Genomic DNA, 21,736 nt, shown 5'->3' with positions numbered 1-21,736 from the left:
GGCGGGACGTCGACGCCGACAGCGCTGCTTCGCGCAGTAGTTTATCCGCGTGCGCGCGCGGAGTTCGACGTGGCCGTCATCGGACTGCTCGAGCGCCAGGGCCTCGTGGTCAGGACCAACGAGACGGTACTGCTGACGGTCTGGGGCCGCCAGCTTGTAGAGCCAGAGCCGGCGCCAGTAGCCGAGGTCGCGGTAGTGACGCCCGGCCGCTACGCGCCGCCGATGCGGCCGCTGTCCCTCAAGAATCGCCCACGCCTGGTGTCGATGCGGCCAGGTTCGCTCGCATATCGCGACATCCCCTCGCGCATGGCGAATGAACTCGTCGATCACGTAGAGAAGGCGACTACGTGACCGGTCAAGATTTTATTGCTGTTGGGCGCGCAGCGCTCAACCAAATTGAAACTCTCCTCGCCGAATGGTTCCCGAACGGCGTGCGGGAAGGCCACGAATTCTGCATTGGATCGCGCGACGGTGAGGCTGGCCAGTCGCTGCGCATTCGTCTCACCGGCGACAAGGCCGGGGTCTGGTCTGACTTCTCCGACGGCGAAGCCGGCGGCGATCTGATCTCGCTCTACGCCTTCGTCAACAGCCTCTCTCCTGGCCGCGCCTGCGCGGCCCTGGCCGAGCGCCTTGGTATTCCGCTGACCCCGCGCGATAAGCCGAGTGGTAACGGAAGCGCACCGATTGTCTTGAAGCCGAAACAGCCCCCTAATCGCACGCCTGCGCAAGCCGGCAAAGGGGTAGAAGCACCTGCCGAAAAAAAATCGCGGACGCCATGGGAGCCGATGCTGCCGGTCCCGCAGGACGCTGGACCGCCACCGAAAGCCCACGTGGTCCGTGGCCGACCCGAAGCATCCTGGGAATACCGCGACGTCGATGGCCAACTGCTCGGCGTGATCTACCGGTTCCTGCGTTCTGACGGGGGCAAGGAAGTGCTGCCCTGCGTTTATGCGCGCAACGCGGACTCCGGACGGAAGGAATGGCGGTGGATGGCCTTCCCTGAGCCGAGGCCGCTCTATCTGCGTGGGCCACACCGGCCCGAACTGCCGGTGCTGGTCCTCGAGGGCGAGAAGTGCGTCGATAAGGCTGTTGGGCTGCAGGCCGTACATGAGAACTTCGAGGTGCTGACGTGGTCCGGCGGCGGCAAGGCTGTCAAAAAATCTGATTGGTCCGCGATCCGCGGCCGCAACGTGATCCTGTGGGCTGACGCCGACGCCAAGGTCTACAAGGAAGGCCACGAATACGCCGGCCAGATCATGCCTGAATGTGAGCAGCCGGGCATGGTCGCCATGGTCCAGGTCGCGGCGATCCTGCAGGCGCAGGACTGCAGCGTGTTCTTCATCGATATTCCTGCACCTGGCGATGTGGCCGATGGGTGGGATATTGCCGACCTGATCGATGGCGGCGCCACCGAGGAGCAGGTCGTCGCCTGGCTCACTAGGCTGCGAGCCGATCAGGCGGCCGAGGACGACGACGAGCTGGTGCAGGAGCCGTCTGCTGACGATGTGCCAGCATGGGTAGCCGAGCAACTCGACGCGGCGCCGGCAGGTGCTTCCACCCCACTGCCGGCTGGCGCGGGCGTGTCGAAGAAGCAGCTTCGCCAGATGCTGATCCAGACGGCGAACGGCGGCGTGAAGGGGTGCCGTGAGAACGTCTACATGGTGATGGAGAACGACCCGCGCCTGATCGGCCTGGTCGGCCTGGACATGTTCTCCGGCCTACAGATGAAGCGCCGCCCGACACCATGGCCAAGCGAGCCAGGCGAATGGACCGAGTCCGACGATTTCCGCCTGGGCATGTACATGGCCGAGCATCACAGCCTCGTCCTGGCGTCGATCGGCGACATCGAGCGCGGTGTCGCTCAGGCAGCACGCGAACATTCCTTCAATCCGGTCGTGGATTACTTCGACCGCTGCGCATCCATGTGGGACGGGCAGGCGCGGGTAGCGACGGCCTTCACCACGTATTGGGGCGCAGCCGACTCGGAGTACCTGCGGCTGGTGGCCACGATGTTCTTCATCGGGATCGTGGTCCGCGGCTACCGGCCGGGGGTAAAGAACGACCACGCGCCAGTGTTCGAAGGCGGCCAGGGCCGTGGTAAATCGACCGCGCTCAAGGTGCTGGGCGGCGACTGGTTTGCCGACACGCCTTTCCGGATGGGCGAGAAGGACGGCTACTTGTCGATCCAGGGGGTGCTGCTGTATGAGGTCGCCGAGCTCGAGCAGTTCAACCGTTCCGAGGTCACAGCCATCAAGGCCTTCATGTCCAGCACCGTCGACCGCTTCCGCGAGCCATACGGCCGCCGCATGAAGAACATGCCGCGCCGATGCGCTTTCGCCGCGACGACGAACGAAGACGCCTATTTCAAGGACTCAACCGGGAACCGGCGCTTCTGGCCGGTCGAGACGGGGCGCCTCGATATTGAAGCGCTGATCGCGGATCGCGACCAGCTATTCGGCGAAGCGATTGCGCTGATGAATGCCGGCGTCCAGTGGTGGCCGACATACGAGCAGCAGCAGCGCCTGATCAGTCCGATGCAGGAAAGCCGCGAGATCCCGGATCCATGGCATGGACGCGTGTACGAATATCTGGAAGGGATGGACACCGAAGGCAAGCCGACGATGGTTGGCAAGGTCACGCGCATCACCGCGCGCGAGCTGCTGACCAGGGCGCTGCACTTCGAGTTGTCGAAGATGGGGCCAGCGCGGGCAGAGACGATGCGTATCGGCGCGATCATGCGCAAGCTGGGATGGAGCAAGGAGCGGAGTACGGAAGGCGCACGCGAGTATTTTTACGAGCGGCCGAAGGCAGCTTCTGCAGGGGGCGAGGTGGGAAATGGCCTGCCAAATTAAACACGCAGCCGTGATCATGACGGCGACTCACCAGGGATCGCGGGCGCATCGTGCGCAAGCGGAAAAGGTGCTGTCGTCGCTGCTCAAGGTAGCGATTCTCGCCCAAGGACGGACAGCCGTCCAACCTCGCTTTTTTGAGGTTAGACGGCTGAAACCCGCATGGATAGTGGGTTTCCCAACCTCCCAACCTCGCCAACCGACACGCGCCCCCGCGCACACCCGCGTATACGTGCGCGACGGGTCGATGTGGCTCTTGCCCCTTCTGGCAGAACTTAGAAAGAGGTTAGGTAGGTTGGGAGGTTGGCAAACACAGCATCCATGCGGGTTCCAGCCGTCCAACCTTTTCGCCAACCCTTCAGCGGTTGGACGGATCGAAAGCAGGGCGAGCAGTGGATACAGGCAGTCCGGATGCAGGGATGGCCGATGTTGAAGGACAGGTGGGGAGCAACCCGGCAAGGGCCGGCCATGGCAGTGACGATGAATGTGAGAACAGCAAAGGGGCAGGATATGGAAGGGGTGCAGATGCAACACGAGGCGAACGAATGGATCGAAGTAGCCGCGGCTGCGGATGGGGTGGGCGAGATGGTCTTAAGCAGCCGCGGTGTAGGCGGCGCGGATGTCGAGCGGGACAGCCCGTTTCGGAAGGTGATGAAGACCTGGGCGCGCTGGATGACGCTGGCTGATCAGCAGCACTCGAATGGGTGGGCAAACCCGCAGGACGTGAAAGAATTCATGGCATGCGGTTCGGCGGTCGAGATCATGATCGACAACCTGCCGCGCATCCAGTGGTGGGCGGTGCGCAAGGCGTTCGGAATCGCCACGGTGTGGCGGTTCCCCGAGCACTCCTACGAGCAGGCTTTGGAGGAGGCCGAGCGCACGCTGTCCAGGGCAATGCAACGGAATATTGCCACGAGACGATATTTCCATTAGGATACGCGTCCTAGATGTCGATATTGCGTCTAACACACGAGCAAAGCCCGCCCCGAAAGGTCGCGGGCTTTTTTGTTTTCAGCACGACAGCGCCGTCACCTGGCAAACCGTCGGAGCCCATGATAGTGGCTCCAATCCCGAACCTCAAGCGAACGCTGGACGCCGAATCGGCGCAGGTTGTGGATGACGCTCGCCATCGACCGCTGCGTCTTGTGCAGACGTCTACACGAAGGAAGAACGATGGCAGTCGACGTGCGCGATGCGATCAGGCAGCTCACCACCGGAACCCTGGTGGAGGAAAAGCAGGTGAAGTTCGCCACGCGTGTAGCTCTGACCCGGACGGCTAAGAGAGTCGAGGCCGCAGAGCAGCATGAAATGCGGGACAGCTTCGACCGGCCCACGCCGTTCACGATGTCGGGCCTTTTCGTGCGGCCGGCGACAGCATCGAACCTGACCGCCGAGGTCAAGCTCAAGGACTTCGCCAGCAAGAGCAGCACGCCGGCAGCGAAATACCTGGAGGCGCAGATCAAAGGTGGCACTCGCGGACAGAAGCGCTTCGAGCGCGCGCTGGAGTCGATCGGCGCGCTGCCGCCTGGCTATCGTGTCGTCCCCGGCGAAGGTGCAGAGCTGGACGCCTACGGCAACATGAACCGCGGCCAGATCGTCCAGATTCTCGCGTACCTCAGGGCGTTCCCGGAAGCTGGGTATAAGGCGAACATGAGCGACAAGCGGCGGGAGGCGCTGCAGCGCGGGAGCAGGACGCGCCAGGGCGTTTCCTACTTCGTTGGGCGCCCAGGTGATCGCCTTCCGCTCGGGGTCTACCAGCGCGTCCACTTCGCACGAGGCACGGCAATCAGGGCGGTGATGATCTTCGTGCGCAACGTCGTCTACCAGAAGACATTCGACTTCGACTACGTGGCCACGTCGACGATCGAACAGCACTTCGCCGGCGAGTTCAGCCGCGCGCTGGCCGAGGCGCGGGCGACGCAGCGCTGACCTTTTGCGATTTCCAAGGTACTCCCGGGAGGGGGCCCTTCAAGGGTAATTCGAACCCCGAGTTTTCTCTAGTCACAGACCCGTCCTAAGGGGGTTGTATTGTCCACCATTGATCTAACCATGCCGATGACACAGGCAGCATTCGGTGCGCTCGTCGGTGTCAGCCAGCAGGCCATCGGCAACCTGGTCGGCAGAGGCGTCCTCGACAAGGGGATGGACGCCGAGCAGCTACTGCTTGCGTACTGCTCGCACCTGCGCGAACAGGCGGCCGGCCGCGCCGCCAATGGCGAGCTGGACCTGGCGACCGAGCGCGCAGGCCTGGCAAAGGCGCAGCGCGAAAAGATCGAGATGCAGAACGCGGTCACGCGCGGCGAGCTGGCGCCCGTCGCACTGATCGAGGAAGTGCTGTCCAAGGCCGGCGGCCGCATCGCCGGCATCCTGGAGGCGATCCCTGGTGCCGTGAAGCGCCGGGTGCCCAGCTTGTCGGGCGACGAGATCAAGAACATCGCGGGCGAGATCGCGCGCGTGCGCAACGTGGTCGCCGTCATGTCGCTGGAGGATCTGCGCGAGCCTGACGAAGAAGAGGACGACGCCGAGGGCGAGGAGCTCGCGCCATGAGCAGCATGCACGAGGTGCTGAACTGGCAGTCGCCCGAGCTGGCCAGGACCGTGGCGCGCGGCTTGGGCACGTTCGGCGTGCCGCCGCCAATGACGCTCGAGGAGTGGGCTGCAGAGCACTTTTACCTGTCGGCCGAATCGTCGTACGTCGAGCAGGCCTGGCGGCCGTGGCCATTCCAGCGCGGGATCCTGGCGTGCATCAGCAACGACGACATCCGCGCGATCGACTTCAAGAAGTCGGCCCGGGTCGGCTACACCAAGATGCTGCTGGCGGCCGTCGGCTACTTCGCCGAGCACAAGCGGCGCAACCAGGCACTCTGGCAGCCGACCGATGGCGACAGCGACGAGTTCGTCAAGACCGAGCTCGACACGATGCTGCGCGACGTGAAGGTCATGCGCAAGGCGATGCCGGCGCACGTCTCCAGGCACAAGGACAACACCCTCGCGCAGAAGAAGTTCCTGGGCTGCCTTCTGCACACGCGCGGCGGGACGGCCGCGCGTGCGTACCGCCGGATCTCGGTCGACGTCGCGTTGCTGGACGAACTGGATGCGTTCGACCGCGACGTCGAGAAGGAAGGCTCGCCTGACGTGCTGGCGGCCAAGCGCGTGGAAGGCGCGACCTTCCCCAAGATGATCACTGGCTCGACGCCGAAGCTGCAGGGCTTCTCGCTCATCGACGATCGCTACCAGGCGGCGGACGTGCGCCTCAAGTACGCGATCCCCTGTCCGGAGTGCGGCGAGTTCCACGCGCTGACATGGGGCAAGAAGGATGAGCAGCACGGCTTAAAGTGGGTGAACGGCGATCCGGAAACGGTGCGTCACCTGTGTCCGCACTGCCACTGCCTGGTCACCCAGGCGCAGTTCCTGGCCGTGGCCGACCAGGGCCGCTGGCAGAACGACGACGGCAGCATCACGGTGGACGCCGCCGGCGTGTTCCGCAACGCGGCCGGCGATGAGATCCCGGCGCTCGAGCATATCGCCTTCCACGTCTGGACCGCATACAGCCCGCTGGTGACCTGGTCGCGGCTAGTCGAGGAATTCCTGGAGGCCTACGAGGCGGCGCAGGGCGGCGACATCACCAAGCTCAAGACGTTCACCAACACGACCTTGGGCGAGGTCTGGGCGCTGGAGCAGGAGAAGAGCGATGCGGACCAGCTGAAGGAGCGCGCCGAGCCCTACAAGCTCGGCACCGTGCCGATGGGGTGCGTGCGGCTGCTGGCCGGCTGCGACACCCAGGACAACCGGATCGAGGTCACGGTGCGCGGATATGGCCGCGGTTGCGAGACCTGGAAGATCGACCACCGCATCTTGTATGGCAACCCGAGCGAGGATCAGGTGTGGCAGGACGTCGCCGAGTACCTGTTCGAGACCGAGTTCGCACATGCGAGCGGTCAGCAGCTGCGCATCTACGCGGCCGCGATCGACACCGGTGGCCACCACACCCAGGCGGTGTACGCGTTCGTGCACGCGCAGAGTGCGCTGGGCCGGAAGGTGTTTGCCGTGAAGGGGCGCTCGGGTCGGGAGAAGCACATCAAGGATGGCGTCTCGAAGGTCGACATCGACTGGCGCGGCAAGACAAAGAAGCGCGGCCTGTTTCTGTGGCAGGTCGGCACCAACCTGGCCAAGGACCTGATCTACGGCCGACTGCAGATCACGAAGCCGGGGGCCGGCTACATGCACTTTTCAAAGGAGTCGACGGATGAATACTTTGCGCAGATGGCAGGCGAAGCACGAGTGGAGCGGGCTACCGCCGGCGGAAAGGAATCGCGCTGGACGGCGCTGCGCAAGCGAGTGGAAGCGTGGGACTGCACGGTCTACGCGGTCTGGCTCGAAACGCACCTGGAGCTGGCCAAGAAGCCGGCCAAGTGGTGGGACGCCCTCGAGGCCGAAGTCCAGCCAGCGATCGGGGACCTCTTCAGCCAGTCGGCTGCAGCGGCGCCCGAGCCGGTAAAGCCGGTGCCGCCGGCATCGAAACCGAAACCGCCAGCACCGGCCACGCCGCCGGCGCCGGTAAAGAACAGGAACGCGGGCAACCGATTCGCGTCTGATGATTGGTCCAGTAGGGGATTTGGATAATGCAAAACGAAAACGACATTGTTGGCGCCTTTGTCAACCTGGTCGGTGCCACGCTCGGCCTGTCGGTGTTCCCGCCGGAGAAGCAGCAGCTGATCGACAGCATGCTCCGGATGCAGTGGGGCGGCCAGGAGGTCTATGTCAAGAAGAGCAACGTGGACCCCGAAGCCAGGGCCGTGGAGATCCGGGCGAAATACAACGGTCGCAACAGGAAGGAGCTGATGGCGGAATACAACATCAGCCGGACCCAGTTCTACTTGGTCATCAAGGGCGACTGATGTGCATTGAGCTGCTCCGATGGTGCGCTCATCCAGTCCCATTTCTCCCTAGAAATGGGACTGCGCCGTAGGTAGTGTTGGGCGCTCAGATCAAGGAGCGTCCAATGACTACCGCAGCAACCATGGTGGCCGAGTACACAAAGGCCGAGCTGGCCGTCCTGGCCGGCAAGACCATCACCTTCCAGGGCCGTTCGATGTCTATGGAAAATCTTCAGGAGATCCGCGCGGGCCGCCGCGAGTGGGAAGCACGTGCCGCCCAGCAAGCCCGTATGGCCAGCTGCCGGCCATCGATCGGCGGCATGTCGTTCTCCGTCGCCAGCTTCGGGGACCGCTAACGATGAAGGTCGACCCGAAAGTCCAGCTCAACTTCTTCGATCGGGCGGTCGCATTCTTCGCCCCGGGCGCGGGCGTGCGCCGCCTGGCCGCGCGCAACGTGCTGAGCCAGTACGAGGCGGCTAAGCCGTCGCGTCTGCGCAAGGGGCGCAAGGCCAACGGTTCGCCGAACGCCGGCTCGCAGATGGGGGCGGTGGGTCTGCGAGGCCTGGCCCGCCACCTCGAGGCGAACCACGATATCGCGCGGGGTGCACTGCGCACCCTGGTGAACAACGTTGTGGGCTCGAACGGCATCGGCATCGAGCCGCAGCCGCGGCGCCGCGATGGGTCCATCCACGTCGAGTATGCCGCCGCCTTGAGGAAGGCATACCGCGACTGGGCGCAGACGCCGGAAGTCACGCAGCGGCACCACTGGAGCAAGGTCCAGCGCATGGTAGCCAAGACCTGGCTGCGCGACGGCGAATGCTTTACGCAGCGCCTCACCGGCGCTGTACCGTTGCTCGACCATGGCAGCCGGGTGCCGTACTCGCTCGAGCTGATCGAGCCCGATCTCATCCCGTTCGACTACGACGACCAAGCGCGTAGGATCCGCCAGGGCATCGAGAGCAACACCTGGGGCAAGCCGACCGGCTACTGGGCCTACAAGGAATTCCCCGGCGGCGACAGCTGGACGAAAGGCAGCTACGAGCTCAAGCGTATTGAGGCTGGCCGCATGCACCATATCGCGTCGCTCGACCGTATCGGCCAGATGCGTGGCGTGTCCGAATTCGCCAGCGTCATCGGCCGCCTCGAAGATATCAAGGACTACGAAGAGTCCGAGCGCATCGCCGCCAAGGTGGCAGCGTCCCTGACCGCATACGTCAAGAAGGGCTCGCCCGAGCACTATCCCGACACCGGCGACGGCGCCGCGGGCCAGGCCCGCGAGCTGCACTTTTCGCCGGGCATGATCATCGACAACCTGGGCGTGGGCGAGGAGATCGGCATGATCGACTCCAACCGTCCAAACCCAAACCTGGTCACGTTCCGGCAGGGGCAGTTGCGCGCCGTCGCTGCCGGTCTGGGCGGCAGCTACTCGAGCATCGCGCGCGACTACAGCGGCACCTATTCCTCCCAGCGGCAGGAGCTCGTGGAGCAGTGGATCCACTACGCGGTGCTGTGCGACGAATTCGTCGGCCAGTTCGTGCAGCCGACCTGGAACGACTTCGTGCTGGCCGCACGGCTGTCGGGTGTGGTGCCGATGCCGGCAGACGTGGAGCCTCAGACAGCCGACGACGCGCTCTTCGTTGGCCAGTCGATGCCCTGGATCGATCCGCTGAAGGAGGCAACGGCCTGGCATTCACTTGTCCTGGACGGCTTCGCCAGCGAGGTCGAAGTCATGCGCAAGCGCGGCGCGAACCCGCGAGACGTCATTGAGCAGGTCAAGGCCCATCGCGACGAGTGTGCAGAGAAGGGGCTGGTGTTCGCTTCTAACTTTGCCAACACAGGCAAGGCTGCCCCGCCAGCGCCGCCGCCCGAGGACGCGGACAAGGACGCGTAGAGCGCTGCGCCGACGAGCCATCACCAGGTGGCCTTTTACTTTGTGCCCATCAAAAACTGTCCCATTTCTCCCTAGAAATGGGACTCCATCGCAAACAAACTGACGACTTCATAACGAAGCATTCGACAGGGAATACGGACGATGCCCATAGCAAACCAGAACCAGCCGCCGAAGTGGTACACCATCCGCGCCCGCGCAAGCGCCGCGGGTGCAGTGCAGGCTTCCTCGGCGGAGATCCTCATTTACGGCGACATCGGCGAGAGCTGGTACGGCGACACGATCGCGGCGGCTGCCTTCGTGCGCGAAGTGATGGCCCTCGACGTCGAGCAGCTCACCGTGCGCATTAACAGCTACGGCGGCTCGGTGACCGACGGCATCGCAATCCACAACGCGCTCAAGCGTCATAAGGCGACCGTGACGACCGTCGTGGATGGCATTGCCGCATCCATCGCCAGTCTGATCGCCATGGCCGGCGATACCGTCGAGATGGCGGAGAACGCCCAGATCATGATCCACGCGCCGTGGGGCTGGAACTCGGGCAACAGCGCGGCCATGCGCGACTACGCCGACATGCTCGACAGCTGGGCCGACGCGATGTCGACCACCTATGCATCGAAGACCGGCGGCGACAAGGCCGAGATGCTGGCCCTGCTCACCGACGGCAAGGACCACTGGTACACCGCCGAGCAGGCCCTGGCCGCCAAGTTCGTCGACGTCGTGGTCGCTGGTCTGCCGGTCGCCGCCAGCGCGCAACTGAAGGATTCCATCAAGGCGCGGTATGCATCGTTCCCGCAGCCGAATACCCCCGCGGCATCTACCGCGCCTCAACCACAATCGAAGGAGAGCAACACCATGCCAGGCACCACCAACCCGGCGGGCACCGACCCGGCCCTGGATCCAGCAAAAGCTGCAGCACAAGCCGCACTGGCGGCCGACAAAACCCGCCGTGCCGGCATCGCCGCTGCATTCGCATCGTTCGCCAGCCTCGAAGGCGTGACTGCCCTGCAGACGGCCTGCGCTGACGATCACGACTGCACCGTCGAGCAGGCGAACACCAAGCTGCTGGCCCACCTGGGCAAGGGCGCGACGCCGGTCGCCGGCAACTACATCGTCACTCTGGAAGACGAGCGCGATAAATTCCGCGCCGGCGCCCAAGCTTCGATCCTGGCGCGCGGCAACCTGGACAAGGACGACAAGGCGAATAACTATCGCGGCTTTTCGCTGATGGACCTGGCGCGCGAATGCCTGGCCCACGCCGGCGTCAGCGCGCGCGGCATGGGCAAGATGGACGTGGTCGCGGCCGCATTCACGCAGACCGGTTCGGACTTCCCGCTGTTGCTGGCCAATGTCGCCGACAAGGCCATGATGAAGGGCTACGAAGAAGCGGAAGAAACGTTCCAGCTGTGGACCTCGGTCGGCACCATGGGCGACTTCAAGCCGGGCAAGCGTGTCGACCTGAACACCTTCCCCTCGCTGGACAGGATCCAGGACGGCGGCGAGTACCGCTATGCCGAGGTCGGCGAGCGTGGTGAAACCGTCCAGCTGGCGACCTACGGCAAGATGTTCTCGCTGACCCGCCAGACCATCATCAACGACGACCTGGACGCATTCACCAAGATCCCGCGTCGCATGGGTCGCGCCGCGATCCGCACGATCGGTGACCTGGTGTACGCGATCCTGATGGACAACCCGCTGATGGCCGATGGCAAGGAGCTGTTCCACGAAGACCACGCCAACATCCTGGCCGCAGCAGGCATCAACACGGCCTCTGTCAATGCCATGCGCGCCCGGATGCGTACGCAAACCGATGGCACTGCGCGCGCGCTGAATATCCGTCTGGCCAAGCTGCTGGTGCCGGTGGCCCTGGAAGGCACCGCGCTGGTGGTCAAGGACAGCGAATACGAAGTCGGCGCGGGCGCCAAGAACAACACCGTACCGAACTCGGCACGCGGCACCTTCGAAGTCATCAGCGATGCTCGCCTGGACGCTGATCCTTCCACCTGGTACGGCGCCGCTGACCAGAACGTCCATGACACGGTCGAAGTGCAATACCTCGACGGCAACCAGGCGCCGACTCTGGAGCAGCAGGATGGCTGGACCCGCGACGGCGTCGAGTTCAAGGTGCGCATGGATGCCGGCGTCAAGGCCCTGGACTTCCGCACACTGGCCGTCAATCAGGGCGAATAACCCTGACCTTCCACTGCAGCGCCGCTTGAGCGGCGCTCACTGACTTCAAGAGGAGCCAGCAATGGCAAAGAATTACGTGCAAGAGGGCGACGTGCTCGACTACACCACCGGCACCGACCCAGTCGCGTCCGGCCTGATGGTGACGATGGGCAAGCGTGTCGGCATCGCCCTGGGTGATATCCCGGCCCATAGCACCGGCTCGGTGGCTGTTACCGGCGTCTGGAACGTCGCCAAGGTGCCTACCGAGGTTGTCGCCCAAGGCGATGAACTGTACTGGGACTCCGGCGACTTCCGCTTGACCAAGACCGCCGACGCTGCACATGAACTCGCCGGCTACGCGGCGGCGCCGGCAGGCAATGGCGATGCCACTGTCCGCATCAAGATCAACGCGTGATGTTCGATCAGCTCGAAGCCCGCCTGAACCGGCTCGCGATGGACCGCCTGTCGAATGCCATTGCGCGGATCCCCGGCGTCGAGGGTGACATCCCCGTCATCTTCGACGCCGAGTACAGGAACGGCATGGTCGGTATGGGCATGGGCGCGGCGGCGCCGCAAATGGTCATCGCCAACGACCGGGTGCCGGCCGACTTCGACGAGATACGCATCACCGTCAACGGCGCGGCATGGAAGGTGGCCGACTGCCAGGCCGACAGCTATCTGCCGACTGGCCTGAGCCTGGTCCTCCTGGAGAAGGCATGACGACCCAGCATATGGAGATTGTGAAGGCGATCGCACAGCGCCTGCAGGACGATCCGGCGATCGTGGTCGACCGCGTCTACGTCAACCGTCGACGCTCGCTGAGCAACGACAAGAGCCGGGCCATCGTGGTCCGTCTCGGTCGCTCGCTGTCGCAGGAAGTGAAGCAACTGGGCGGCCGCACGGCGTGGGACACGCTGATCGAGATCGAGTGCTATGGCAGGGATGGCGCCGACGACGTGCCGGGCACGATCGCCGACCAGCTACTCGAGAGCGTCTTCGACAACCTCGATGCCGGCTCGGGCCTCGGCTACGGCGTGATGGACATCAGCCCTCTGCCAGGCGACACCCTGGCTTGGGACTTCGAGGAGCTGGACAACAGCGTGGCGTGCGTCAGCGCGCGCTTCGTAGTGAAACACCAAACCAACGGGAGAACCCTGAAGTTATGAAATACCTGAAAACCGCCGGCGCGAGTACGCCGGATCTGGTCAACGCTGACGAAGTGCAGACGTCTGCACTGGTGCCCGCGCCGCAGCAAGACCCTGCGGTGGGCGGCAGCTACGTCCGAAATGTTGGTACCGGCGAGCTCGTCAAGATCGAACCGGTCCGTGAACCGAAAGAACAGGAGTAACACATGGCTGTGGAAACCCAGCGCTTGATTCGCAAGACGGCGATCCTCGCGAAGCTCGAAGAGGAGTATGGCGTCGACTCGATCCCTGAAGGTGCGGCCAACGCGCTCGTGATCAGCAACGTGTCGATTAATGCTCTGAACGCCGAATGGATCAAGCGCGACATCATTCGCGAATACCTGGGCGCGTCCGAAGAGCTGCCAGGCGCGTCGTACGTCGAATGCGGATTCGACATCGAGCTGGTCGGCGCCGGTACGGCGGGCAAGGCCCCGGCATGGGGACCGCTCATGCGCTCGATCGGCTTTGCCGAGATCATCACCGCTGGCGTGCGTGTCGACTACGTCCCGATCTCCGGCGGCTTCGAGTCGTCGTCGATCTATTATTTCGACGACGGCGTGCTGCACAAGCTCCTGGGTGTGCGCGGCACCGCGTCGTTGAACCTGACTGTCGGCGAGAAGCCAGTGATCAGCTTCAAGTTGATCGGTGTCGATGGCGGCATCGCTGCGCTGAATAATCCGTCCACGACCCTGACCGCCTGGCGCGTGCCGCAGATCGTCACCGACGACAACTCGGGAAACATCACGATTGGCGCCACCCACGGCATCGCCACCGCGCCAGCCTTCGTTGGCGGCGTCGAATATCCGAGCCAGGGCCTGACCATCGACCTGGGCGTCACGGCGACCTTCCAGAAGATCCTGGGCGGGAAGTCAGTGGCCATCACCGACCGTGAAGTCACCGGCGCCGTCAAGCTCAAACAGACTGCCGCGCAGGAAGTGTCGTTCATGGGCAAGGTCAAAGCCGCCACGAAGGAAACGCTCGGCCTGATCCACGGCACTGTCCCGAACGACAAAGTTGCCGTGTTCCTGCCGGCGGCCCAGTTTAAGGAGCCGACCAAGGAAGAGCTGAATGGCGAGCGCCTGATCGGCTACAACGTGCGCGCCACGCCCGTCGCCGGCAACGACGAGATCCGCATCATCACCAGCTTTGCATAACCACGCGGGCCGCCTGGCCCGCATCGACACAGGAAAAATCATGAGCAAGCGCTTTACCACCGTTATCAGCCCAACCGTCCTCGTCACCGTCAGGGGCGCCACCAAGGATGGCAAGGGCCAGCCCGTGCCGTTCAAGTTCACATTGACCTGTTCGCGTCTGCAGGCGGACGACCTCAAACAGCGCATCAGCAGCGGCGAATTCGACATGAAGGACGTGCTGCGCGAAGTCACCACCGACTGGAGTGGTCAGCGCCTGGTCGTCGACGAGGAGGCCAGCCAGCCGGCCGAATTCTGCCCCGAGGCATTCGATGCGCTGCTGAACATCCCTGGCATGGCCCTGGTGTGCTTCAACGCCTTCGCCAAGGAGACGAGCGCCGAAGCAAAAAACTAGCGCAGGTCGCGCGCTACGCGGCCCTGGGCTGGATCGTCGACGAAGACCAGGAGGAGCTGGACGACGAGGCTGTCAGCGAGGCCGCGGCGGCATTCGGCTTGGCGCCGGTCTATGAGCGGCAACGGGCCGAACCTCTCTACCTTTGGCCTGAATGTGTCAAGGCCTGGAACTTCTTCCAGGCCGTGTCGACCCAGTGGGTCGTCGGGCCAGGCGGCGCGGTTGGTCTGAATTACCAGAGCGTCCTCGTGGTGCGCGATGCGTGGAAGATCAGGCGCAAGGAATGGCCCAAGTTGTTTTCGGAAGTGCAAGCGATGGAGCGCGCGACCTTGTCAGGATGGAGTGAACGAAAGAAGTGAGCGAATCTCGAGTAATCATCACAGCCGTTGCCGATCGCGCAATTTCCGAGTTCCGTCGGTTCCGCGAGCAAGCAACCGACGCCTTGGAGACGGTCTCGCAAGCTGGTGGCGTCATCGGCGGCGTGCTTGGCGCGGTAGGGGCTTCGCTGTCGATCGCGGCTTTCACCGGCTGGATCAAGGGTGCGATCGACGCTACTGACGCGGCGAGCGACCTGTCACAACGGATCGGCGTTGCGGTGGAAGACCTGGCCGGCCTCGAGCTGGCCTTCCAGATGGGGGGCATGGAAGCGAGCGCCCTCGAAGGGGCGATGACGAAGCTGTCCAAGCAGATCGTCGACAACGGTGACGCGTTCGCAAAGCTCGGCATCAGCTCGAAGAACCTGGACGGTTCGTTCAAGAGTAACAAAGATATGCTGTACGAGCTGGCGGATGAGTTCGCCGGCATGGAGGAGGGCGTCCAGAAGGTGGCCCTCGCCCAGGAGGTGTTCGGCAAGTCAGGGGCCGCCATGCTCCCGCTGCTCAACGGCGGTTCCGAGGGCTTGCGCGAGATGGATGCGATGGCGCGCCAGCTCGGCCTGTCGCTGAGCGAAGAAGCGGTCGAGCAAGCCGGATCCTTCAACGATACCTTGGACCTGCTGATGCTCGGAACTCAGGGTGTGGCTCGGGGCGTGGCGGCAGAACTGCTGCCGACGCTGAGCACCCTTGCTGGCCAATTCCTCAAGACCGCCACGCAGGGCGACACCCTCAGGAACACCGCCCAGTTCCTTGCCTCCGGACTCAAGCTACTCTACACCGTCGGCGTCGGTATCGTCGAGGTATTCTCGACGGTCGGCAAGACCCTTGGTGCGGGGGCTGCCCAGCTGGTCGCGTTTATTCAGGGCGATTTCAAAATGGCAGCGGAGATCGGCCGCCAGTGGCAAGCCGACATCGGCAAGAGCTGGTCGGACACGGCAAGCTCGATTGCGGCCGCCTGGGGCGCCAGCGGTGACGCCTCTGTGGAAGAGATGGCCGCTATCGTGCGCCATGGAACCGTGCTCGGCAAGAGCGCGGCCGAGATCGCGGCCGAAACCAAGAAACTGAACCAGGAGCAGCAGGCGCAAGCCAAACTGCTGGCCGAGCTGTCTGGCCTGAGTGGAACCTTTTCCCAGGAATGGGAGGCGCTCAGCAAGGCGTATGCGAACGGCACTATCTCGGTCGATCAGCTGACGAAGGCACAGGCCGATTTGCTTGCCAAACAGCCGGCAATCAAAGCTGCAAACGATGCGGCTGCGAAGGCTGCTGCAGATGAGAAAAAGCTGCTGGACGAGGCCACTGCCGCGGTTGACCGTGATATCGATGGAATCGTCAAGCAGACCGACGCCCTGGAACTGAAGATCCGCACCTACGGCATGCTGCCGGAGGCGATCACTGATGTCCAGATTGCCGAGCTCGAGGCAGCGAAGCAGTCGCTCGCCTTGTCCGATGCTGGCGTTGCCGACATCCAGCGCAGGATCGATGCATTGAAAGGCCTGCGCAATGCCCAGGCCGCTGCAACCGTCCACGATGCCGAGATAGAGGCGGTCAAGAAGCTGGCGGATGAAGGCAAGCGTATGGCCGAGACGATCGAGTCGTCCCTGACCGATGCACTGCTGCGCGGCTTCGAGAATGGCAAAGGGTTTGCCGAGAACCTGGTCGACACGCTGAAGAACATGTTCAACACCCTGGTGCTTCGTCCAGTGATCCAGGGTGTGCTACAGCCCGTGTCGGGAACGTTGAACGGACTCGGGCAAAGTGTGCTTAACCAGTTCGGTCTCGGTGCTGCGCCAGGTGCGGCCGGCGCCGGTAGTGGCGGTATTGGGAGCACCATCAGCTCGGTCAAAGGGATCTACGATGCGATGCAGGGCGGCTTCGCCGCCCTGGGGGACACCGTGGCTGGCTTTGCCCAAAACATCATGAGCTCGATGGGCTACACGCCCTTGGCATCGCAAGGTCTGGCAACTGCAGGTGGCCAGGCGCTCACGCCAGTCGCCCAGGGCCTCGGCACGGCGGCGGGGATTGCTGGCGGTGTCGTCGGTGGCGTAATGGGAGGCCGTGCGATCTCGAATGGCTTCTCGGCGCTTGGTGGTTCTGGCAACTCGACTGTGAACGCTGGCGCAGCGATTGGCGCCGCTGTCGGCACGATTGTTGGCCCACTGGGGACGGCCCTCGGCTCCCTGGTCGGTGGCCTGCTCGGCGGGGCCGTAAATCGCATGTTCGGCCATAAGCCAAAGGAAGTCGTGGGCAGCAATCTCGCCGGCACTCTGGGTGAGAGCGGCTTCGACGGCAAGGTGATCCAGGAATGGAAGCAGAAGGGCGGTTGGTTCCGCAGCGATAAATCCGGTTTCGATCGCGTGGACGTGGCACCAGAAATGGACCAGGCGTTGTCCGATGCCTACGGCGTCATGAAGGTTACTACTCGTGCATTCGCCGAGGCGCTCGGGGCAGACGCGACCAGCATCGCCAGTCGTACCGACGCCCTCAATATCGCGATTGGCAAGACCGACGCCGAAACCCAGGCGAACATCACCGCTTACTTCGAGGGGCTGGCCAATACCATGGCCACCGACCTGATTCCGGAGCTGGTGAATTTTCAGCTGAAAGGGGAGGCGGCGTCGGCCACGCTGCAGCGTCTTGCCACGAACTATGCCGTGGTGGATGACGCGCTGACCGGTATTGGTATGGCATTCGGTCAAGTTGGTATTGCGTCCCTGGGAGCGCGTGAGCGTCTCCTCGAGGCTGCTGGGGGACTCGACTCATTTTCGGCAAACACCGCTTACTTCCATCAGAACTTCCTGACGCAAGGGGAGCGAAACGCGCCGGTGTTAAAACTGGTGACCGAGCAGCTTGCAGCCCTTGGTTATGTTGACGTCGACACCCGCGAGGAGTTCAAGAATATTGTCTTGGGTCTCGACCTCGCGACGGAGGCGGGAGCAAAGCAATTCTCAGCGCTGATGAACCTGCAGGCCGGTTTTGCGCAGCTATATCCGACAACCGAGTCGCTGACTGCGGCGATCAGGGAGCAAGAAGCGGCGGCGGCGCGCACGGCGGAGGAGCAGCGGCGAGCGGCTGAGGAAACGAGGCAGGCCGCGTTGAGCGTGGCGGCTGGGCTTCTTGCTGGCGTTGATGGTGCTTACGATGTGCTGCAGCAGGTAACGGCACGGCAGATCGCGGCCCTGCAGGAAGACATCGAGATCCGCAGCGCGTCTGTCGCCAAGCTGAAAAGCCTGACCAGCGCGCTGCGCAGTGCATTTGACGGCATGCAAACCGCCGAGCAGCAAGAGGCGAGTCGAGTCAATGCGCGAAGCGAACTGGCTGCTGTGCTGGCACTTGCCCGTGCAGGTGGGACGTTGCCGGATCCGGACGCGCTGCAGCGCACGTTGGCGAATTTGGGGCGCGGCCCTTCCATGGATTCGTTCAGCAGCTACCTCGATTACCAGCGTGAGGTGTTTTCGACTCAAGTAGATCTCGATGCCTTGGCCGACCTCTCTGATGCTGCATTGTCTGTCGAAGAGCGAAGCCTTAAGGCGCTCGAGGAGCAGGTCAGACGATACGAGAGCATGCTGCAACACGAGCAGGAGCAGATTGCCGAATTGAAGGGGCTGCGCACGATCGGCCTGTCGATCGCGGATGCGCTAAAAGCACTGCACGGAGCGATGCTGGCGGCGCAGCAGAACCCGGTGGTCTCGGCTGGCGCCGCCATCAACAACGCGTACCAGACGCACCTCGGCCGGGCGCCGGATGCTGCGGGGTTGGAGTGGTGGAAGAACGCTGCCGCCGGTGGCACGCCTGTTTCGCAGATCGTCGACGGCATCGCCAACTCTACCGAGGCGGACCTCAATCGCCTGTACGAGAGCGTCCTGGGGCGTGCCCCCGATGCAGAAGGACTTGCGTTCTGGATGAAGGCCTACGGACCGAACATGGACGCCGCAGAGAAGGCGGATTTCCTGAATGTCGCTAAGGGCACTGACGAATACAAGAAGCGAAACACTGTCCCCGGCTTCGCGGCCGGCGGCATGCATACCGGCGGCCTGCGGCTTGTGGGTGAGAACGGTCCTGAGCTCGAAGTAACTGGGCCAGCAAGGATCTGGAGCAATCAGCAGACTGCGGACATGCTGGGAGGCACCCGTTCCGATAACAACGACGGTGCTGCGCTCGCAGCCGAGATCCGTGCGCTTCGCGAGGAAGTCCGGCAGTTGCGAGAAGCGAACAGTGCGGAGAATCGTGCGATCGCGAAGAGCGCTCAGGCCACGGCCGAGCACCTGGATGCAGCAATTTATGGCGATACGCCTCTCGCAATGAAAGTGGTTTCCGATGATCGTTCTTGACCCAGTGACCTTCGGCGACGTGACCTGCACGCGGGCGGCGCCGGCGTCGTACTTCGATCGCAACGGCGCCCAGCAGACCGCTGCGCCGAACACGCTGCGGGTGACGTACGACCAAGCCGATCTCGGCAAGGCGCCATATGCGCTGCTTGATGCCGGTGAGGTCATCGGTAGCGGTGCCGGCCTTGTGTATTCCAACGTGCCGATCCCTGAATCGGTCTATAGCGCGACCAGCACTTATGCGAAAGACGCGCTGGTATACGACCCGGCGTCCCACAGCGTGTTCCAGTCGCTTATCGCCAACAACATCGGCAAGGCGATGACCGACACCTCGGCCTGGACGCCTCGCGGCGTGACGAACCGATGGAAGATGCTTGACGAATACAACAACACACAGACGGAGATGCCCGATGAAATACTGATCGTTCTCGCGCCTGAGACGATCAGCCAGGGCCTCTACCTGGGCAACGTGTTCGCTGATGAAGTCCGTATCAGCGTGGTCGATCCGACAGAGGGAATCGTGTACAGCGAGACCACTGAACTGGTGCAGTCCACGTCGGGGAGCTCGTTCTTTAACTGGTGCTTCAAGCGCATCAAGCGGAAGGACTACTTCGGCACATTGCAATTGCCAGTCTACGCCAAAGCGCTAGTCACGATCTCGATCAGGAAAATCGGCGGAATAGCCAAGTGCGGCATGTGCGCCCTCGGGCCTGTCGACGAGTTCGGCCCGACGCTTCTTGGGATGGGACTCGAGGGCAAGGACTACTCGAGCACGACCTTCAACATGGACGGTACCAGCAAAACCACGTTGAGGCCGTACGCAAAGCGTATGACGTTGGACGTGGTGGTGGATAACCATCAGATCGATTACTTGAATGCGTGGCTGTTCGAGCGCCGGCAGAAGATGCTGGTCTTCTTTGGGGGCGGGAGCTTCGGCAGCACGATCATCGCCGGTCGATACGGCAGCTTCAAGATCGTCATCCAGTATCAAATTCAATCACTTATGAGTTTCACAATTGAAGGAGCTGTTTAATGGCAGGGATAACTACGTTCCTGGATGAGTCAAAAATGCCTGCTCGTAACCAAGAGCAGAAGCTGTTCGACGACTTGGTCGCATATGTCTTCCAGAACTTCCCGAAGTGGGGGCGAGAAGTCAATGAAACCCTGGCAGCATTCAATGCAGCGCTGGCCGGCGGCGCGTATGCATTGCCCTACACCTTCGACACGGCAACAGCGGACGCCGACCCGGGCGCCGGCAAGCTGCGGCTGTCCAGTGCCGCGCAAAATGCTTCGACCGTGATGCGGCTTGACCTGACAGCAGGTGGCCAGGATTACACGACGCTGATCGATACATTCGACGCGTCGACCAGCCTGGTAAAAGGCACGATTCGCCTGACGAAGCAAGGCGACATGAGTAAATGGATGACGTTCGACGTCTCTGCGCGCACGGCTCCGGCCGGTTACCGCAACCTGGCCGTGGTGTGCACGGGAAGTAGCTCGACCAGCCCGTTTGTGAGCGGCGATTCGTTGTTGCTGTTTTTCCAGCGCACAGGCGATCGGGGCCAGATCGGGGCAAGGAGCGTCGATCCGCTTGCCGCTGCAACGATTACGTCGCAGTTAGTGGCGATCGATTATCCGAACATTTTCAACCCAATCTACGACAAGTACTCGATTGAGTTGAACGGGGTGTCCAAGTCCAGCTCGGGCACCACACCAGTTCTCCAGCTGGTGACGGCAGGTGGGGTAGTTACCTCTGGCTATTCCGGCGGGGTGCTCACAGGGAATGGCACAACCGCGTCTGGACTCGCCCTCGCATCGTCTTCAGTCCTTACTGGAACGGCTGAGATCCGGAACGCAAACGGCGTCCTGAAGAGTCTTGAATTTCGTGGGTTTGGCGACACCCGATTTCAGTTCGCGATGGGGGCCGGCATTTCGATGCCAGAACCCGCTCGAGGGTTTCGCATCATCCCCGGCAATAGTGATGTTTTTACCGCCGGCACTATCCGTGTTTTCGGTCACAGGAATGATTAAATGACGAAGCAGATTATGGTAGACGGCATTGTGCGCGATGCCACCCCCGCAGAGCTTGCCGAGATCAACGTCAGCGTCGACGACATGAAGACGGCCAAGAACCAAGAAATCAACGCCTGGCGCGCCGACGCAAATATGTCCACGTTCCCGCACGCCGGGAAGCAGTTCGCGTGCGATGCGCTGTCTCGCTCGGATATCGATGGCGTTGCTAATCACGTCGGTCTCTTTAGTGAGTTCCCGACGGGATTCCCCGGCGGCTGGAAGGCACTCGACAACTCGATGCTTGATCTGGCCACCGTCGACGCCTTCCGCGCTCTGTACGCTGCGATGACCGCCCAGGGCACCAGGAACTTCAATCACTCGCAGGAATTGAAGGCGCAGTTGGCCGCCGCGAGTACGCCGGAAGAAATAGCTGCAATCCGATGGGAGGTATCGCGGCCTGTCGAGGAGGCGAACTGAGATGGCGGCTGGCGTTGTTACGGTAAGGTTCACCACCAA

The 21,736-nt window shown here is 63.0% G+C and carries 21 protein-coding genes; all 21 read left to right on the top strand.

Annotated features, from left to right (window positions below; translation table 11 throughout):
* Nucleotides 1-69 precede the first annotated feature (69 nt).
* The 21 genes from DIR46_RS07530 to DIR46_RS07435 all read left to right on the top strand — a co-directional run bounded on the left by DIR46_RS07530 (nucleotide 70) and on the right by DIR46_RS07435 (nucleotide 21,697).
* Nucleotides 70-351: a hypothetical protein gene (locus DIR46_RS07530; protein WP_162819471.1), complete on the top strand. Its 282-nt coding sequence runs from the start codon at nucleotides 70-72 to the stop codon at nucleotides 349-351.
* Nucleotides 348-2,852, top strand: a complete 2,505-nt coding sequence (locus DIR46_RS07525) for a VapE domain-containing protein (protein ID WP_162819470.1) — start codon at nucleotides 348-350, stop codon at nucleotides 2,850-2,852. Before DIR46_RS07530 ends, DIR46_RS07525 begins: the two co-directional genes overlap by 4 nt.
* A gap of 465 nt (nucleotides 2,853-3,317) precedes the next feature.
* Entirely contained in the window at nucleotides 3,318-3,782 is a 465-nt protein-coding gene (locus tag DIR46_RS07520) for a hypothetical protein (RefSeq protein ID WP_162819469.1), read from the top strand.
* A 240-nt stretch (nucleotides 3,783-4,022) separates the two neighbouring features.
* The gene (locus tag DIR46_RS07515; protein ID WP_109344683.1) at nucleotides 4,023-4,778 is read left to right on the top strand and encodes a hypothetical protein; all 756 of its coding nucleotides are present in this window, start codon (nucleotides 4,023-4,025) and stop codon (nucleotides 4,776-4,778) included.
* Nucleotides 4,779-4,898: 120 nt separating this feature from the next.
* A complete protein-coding gene (locus tag DIR46_RS07510) occupies nucleotides 4,899-5,396 on the top strand; it encodes a terminase small subunit (RefSeq protein WP_205289090.1) in 498 nt (165 codons plus the stop codon).
* Entirely contained in the window at nucleotides 5,393-7,471 is a 2,079-nt protein-coding gene (locus DIR46_RS07505) for a phage terminase large subunit family protein (RefSeq protein ID WP_229446531.1), read from the top strand. The genes DIR46_RS07510 and DIR46_RS07505 overlap by 4 nt, the downstream gene beginning before the upstream one ends.
* Complete coding sequence (locus DIR46_RS07500; RefSeq protein WP_109344682.1) at nucleotides 7,471-7,746, top strand: Mor transcription activator family protein; 276 nt, start codon at nucleotides 7,471-7,473, stop codon at nucleotides 7,744-7,746. The genes DIR46_RS07505 and DIR46_RS07500 overlap by 1 nt, the downstream gene beginning before the upstream one ends.
* A gap of 104 nt (nucleotides 7,747-7,850) precedes the next feature.
* The gene (locus tag DIR46_RS07495; RefSeq protein WP_109344681.1) at nucleotides 7,851-8,081 is read left to right on the top strand and encodes a DUF6148 family protein; all 231 of its coding nucleotides are present in this window, start codon (nucleotides 7,851-7,853) and stop codon (nucleotides 8,079-8,081) included.
* 2 nt (nucleotides 8,082-8,083) lie between these two features.
* The gene (locus DIR46_RS07490) at nucleotides 8,084-9,616 is read left to right on the top strand and encodes a phage portal protein (protein ID WP_109344680.1); all 1,533 of its coding nucleotides are present in this window, start codon (nucleotides 8,084-8,086) and stop codon (nucleotides 9,614-9,616) included.
* 141 nt (nucleotides 9,617-9,757) lie between these two features.
* The gene (locus DIR46_RS07485; RefSeq protein ID WP_109344679.1) at nucleotides 9,758-11,803 is read left to right on the top strand and encodes a ClpP-like prohead protease/major capsid protein fusion protein; all 2,046 of its coding nucleotides are present in this window, start codon (nucleotides 9,758-9,760) and stop codon (nucleotides 11,801-11,803) included.
* A gap of 61 nt (nucleotides 11,804-11,864) precedes the next feature.
* Nucleotides 11,865-12,197 carry a DUF2190 family protein gene (locus DIR46_RS07480; protein WP_109344678.1) on the top strand — a complete coding sequence of 111 codons (333 nt, stop codon included), beginning with the start codon at nucleotides 11,865-11,867 and terminating at the stop codon, nucleotides 12,195-12,197.
* Nucleotides 12,197-12,502 carry a head-tail joining protein gene (locus DIR46_RS07475; RefSeq protein WP_109344677.1) on the top strand — a complete coding sequence of 102 codons (306 nt, stop codon included), beginning with the start codon at nucleotides 12,197-12,199 and terminating at the stop codon, nucleotides 12,500-12,502. The genes DIR46_RS07480 and DIR46_RS07475 overlap by 1 nt, the downstream gene beginning before the upstream one ends.
* Nucleotides 12,499-12,948, top strand: coding sequence for a hypothetical protein (locus DIR46_RS07470; protein ID WP_109344676.1), 450 nt, complete (start codon nucleotides 12,499-12,501; stop codon nucleotides 12,946-12,948). The genes DIR46_RS07475 and DIR46_RS07470 overlap by 4 nt, the downstream gene beginning before the upstream one ends.
* Nucleotides 12,945-13,130, top strand: a complete 186-nt coding sequence (locus DIR46_RS07465; RefSeq protein ID WP_109344675.1) for a hypothetical protein — start codon at nucleotides 12,945-12,947, stop codon at nucleotides 13,128-13,130. The genes DIR46_RS07470 and DIR46_RS07465 overlap by 4 nt, the downstream gene beginning before the upstream one ends.
* Nucleotides 13,131-13,133: 3 nt before the next feature.
* Nucleotides 13,134-14,120: a phage tail tube protein gene (locus tag DIR46_RS07460; RefSeq protein WP_109344674.1), complete on the top strand. Its 987-nt coding sequence runs from the start codon at nucleotides 13,134-13,136 to the stop codon at nucleotides 14,118-14,120.
* Nucleotides 14,121-14,160: 40 nt separating this feature from the next.
* Complete coding sequence (locus DIR46_RS26545; RefSeq protein ID WP_162819468.1) at nucleotides 14,161-14,511, top strand: hypothetical protein; 351 nt, start codon at nucleotides 14,161-14,163, stop codon at nucleotides 14,509-14,511.
* Nucleotides 14,463-14,867 carry a DUF1799 domain-containing protein gene (locus DIR46_RS07455; RefSeq protein WP_162819467.1) on the top strand — a complete coding sequence of 135 codons (405 nt, stop codon included), beginning with the start codon at nucleotides 14,463-14,465 and terminating at the stop codon, nucleotides 14,865-14,867. The genes DIR46_RS26545 and DIR46_RS07455 overlap by 49 nt, the downstream gene beginning before the upstream one ends.
* A complete protein-coding gene (locus DIR46_RS07450) occupies nucleotides 14,864-19,210 on the top strand; it encodes a DUF4214 domain-containing protein (RefSeq protein ID WP_109344672.1) in 4,347 nt (1,448 codons plus the stop codon). The genes DIR46_RS07455 and DIR46_RS07450 overlap by 4 nt, the downstream gene beginning before the upstream one ends.
* Nucleotides 19,197-20,240 carry a hypothetical protein gene (locus DIR46_RS07445; protein WP_109344671.1) on the top strand — a complete coding sequence of 348 codons (1,044 nt, stop codon included), beginning with the start codon at nucleotides 19,197-19,199 and terminating at the stop codon, nucleotides 20,238-20,240. The genes DIR46_RS07450 and DIR46_RS07445 overlap by 14 nt, the downstream gene beginning before the upstream one ends.
* 35 nt (nucleotides 20,241-20,275) lie before the next feature.
* Nucleotides 20,276-21,238 (top strand): hypothetical protein, encoded by a 963-nt coding sequence (locus tag DIR46_RS07440; RefSeq protein WP_162819466.1) that lies wholly within the window; start codon nucleotides 20,276-20,278, stop codon nucleotides 21,236-21,238.
* Nucleotides 21,239-21,697 (top strand): DUF4376 domain-containing protein, encoded by a 459-nt coding sequence (locus DIR46_RS07435; protein ID WP_109344669.1) that lies wholly within the window; start codon nucleotides 21,239-21,241, stop codon nucleotides 21,695-21,697.
* Nucleotides 21,698-21,736: the final 39 nt, after the last annotated feature.

It is taken from the genome of Massilia oculi, assembly GCF_003143515.1.
GTDB lineage: Bacteria > Pseudomonadota > Gammaproteobacteria > Burkholderiales > Burkholderiaceae_D > Telluria > Telluria oculi.
This window is presented reverse-complemented; position numbering and strand designations above follow the sequence as displayed.

Excerpts from the sequence above, each read along its gene's own strand:
- DIR46_RS07460 (WP_109344674.1), top strand. The coding sequence starts at position 13,134 with ATGGCTGTGGAAACCCAGCGCTTGATTCGCAAGACGGCGATCCTCGCG.
- DIR46_RS07440 (WP_162819466.1), top strand. The coding sequence starts at position 20,276 with ATGCCTGCTCGTAACCAAGAGCAGAAGCTGTTCGACGACTTGGTCGCA.
- DIR46_RS07445 (WP_109344671.1), top strand. The coding sequence starts at position 19,197 with ATGATCGTTCTTGACCCAGTGACCTTCGGCGACGTGACCTGCACGCGG.
- DIR46_RS07505 (WP_229446531.1), top strand. The coding sequence starts at position 5,393 with ATGAGCAGCATGCACGAGGTGCTGAACTGGCAGTCGCCCGAGCTGGCC.
- DIR46_RS07490 (WP_109344680.1), top strand. The coding sequence starts at position 8,084 with ATGAAGGTCGACCCGAAAGTCCAGCTCAACTTCTTCGATCGGGCGGTC.
- DIR46_RS07435 (WP_109344669.1), top strand. The coding sequence starts at position 21,239 with ATGACGAAGCAGATTATGGTAGACGGCATTGTGCGCGATGCCACCCCC.
- DIR46_RS07480 (WP_109344678.1), top strand. The coding sequence starts at position 11,865 with ATGGCAAAGAATTACGTGCAAGAGGGCGACGTGCTCGACTACACCACC.
- DIR46_RS07470 (WP_109344676.1), top strand. The coding sequence starts at position 12,499 with ATGACGACCCAGCATATGGAGATTGTGAAGGCGATCGCACAGCGCCTG.
- DIR46_RS07520 (WP_162819469.1), top strand. The coding sequence starts at position 3,318 with ATGGCAGTGACGATGAATGTGAGAACAGCAAAGGGGCAGGATATGGAA.
- DIR46_RS07510 (WP_205289090.1), top strand. The coding sequence starts at position 4,899 with ATGCCGATGACACAGGCAGCATTCGGTGCGCTCGTCGGTGTCAGCCAG.
- DIR46_RS07475 (WP_109344677.1), top strand. The coding sequence starts at position 12,197 with ATGTTCGATCAGCTCGAAGCCCGCCTGAACCGGCTCGCGATGGACCGC.
- DIR46_RS07465 (WP_109344675.1), top strand. The coding sequence starts at position 12,945 with ATGAAATACCTGAAAACCGCCGGCGCGAGTACGCCGGATCTGGTCAAC.
- DIR46_RS07495 (WP_109344681.1), top strand. The coding sequence starts at position 7,851 with ATGACTACCGCAGCAACCATGGTGGCCGAGTACACAAAGGCCGAGCTG.
- DIR46_RS26545 (WP_162819468.1), top strand. The coding sequence starts at position 14,161 with ATGAGCAAGCGCTTTACCACCGTTATCAGCCCAACCGTCCTCGTCACC.
- DIR46_RS07500 (WP_109344682.1), top strand. The coding sequence starts at position 7,471 with ATGCAAAACGAAAACGACATTGTTGGCGCCTTTGTCAACCTGGTCGGT.
- DIR46_RS07515 (WP_109344683.1), top strand. The coding sequence starts at position 4,023 with ATGGCAGTCGACGTGCGCGATGCGATCAGGCAGCTCACCACCGGAACC.
- DIR46_RS07485 (WP_109344679.1), top strand. The coding sequence starts at position 9,758 with ATGCCCATAGCAAACCAGAACCAGCCGCCGAAGTGGTACACCATCCGC.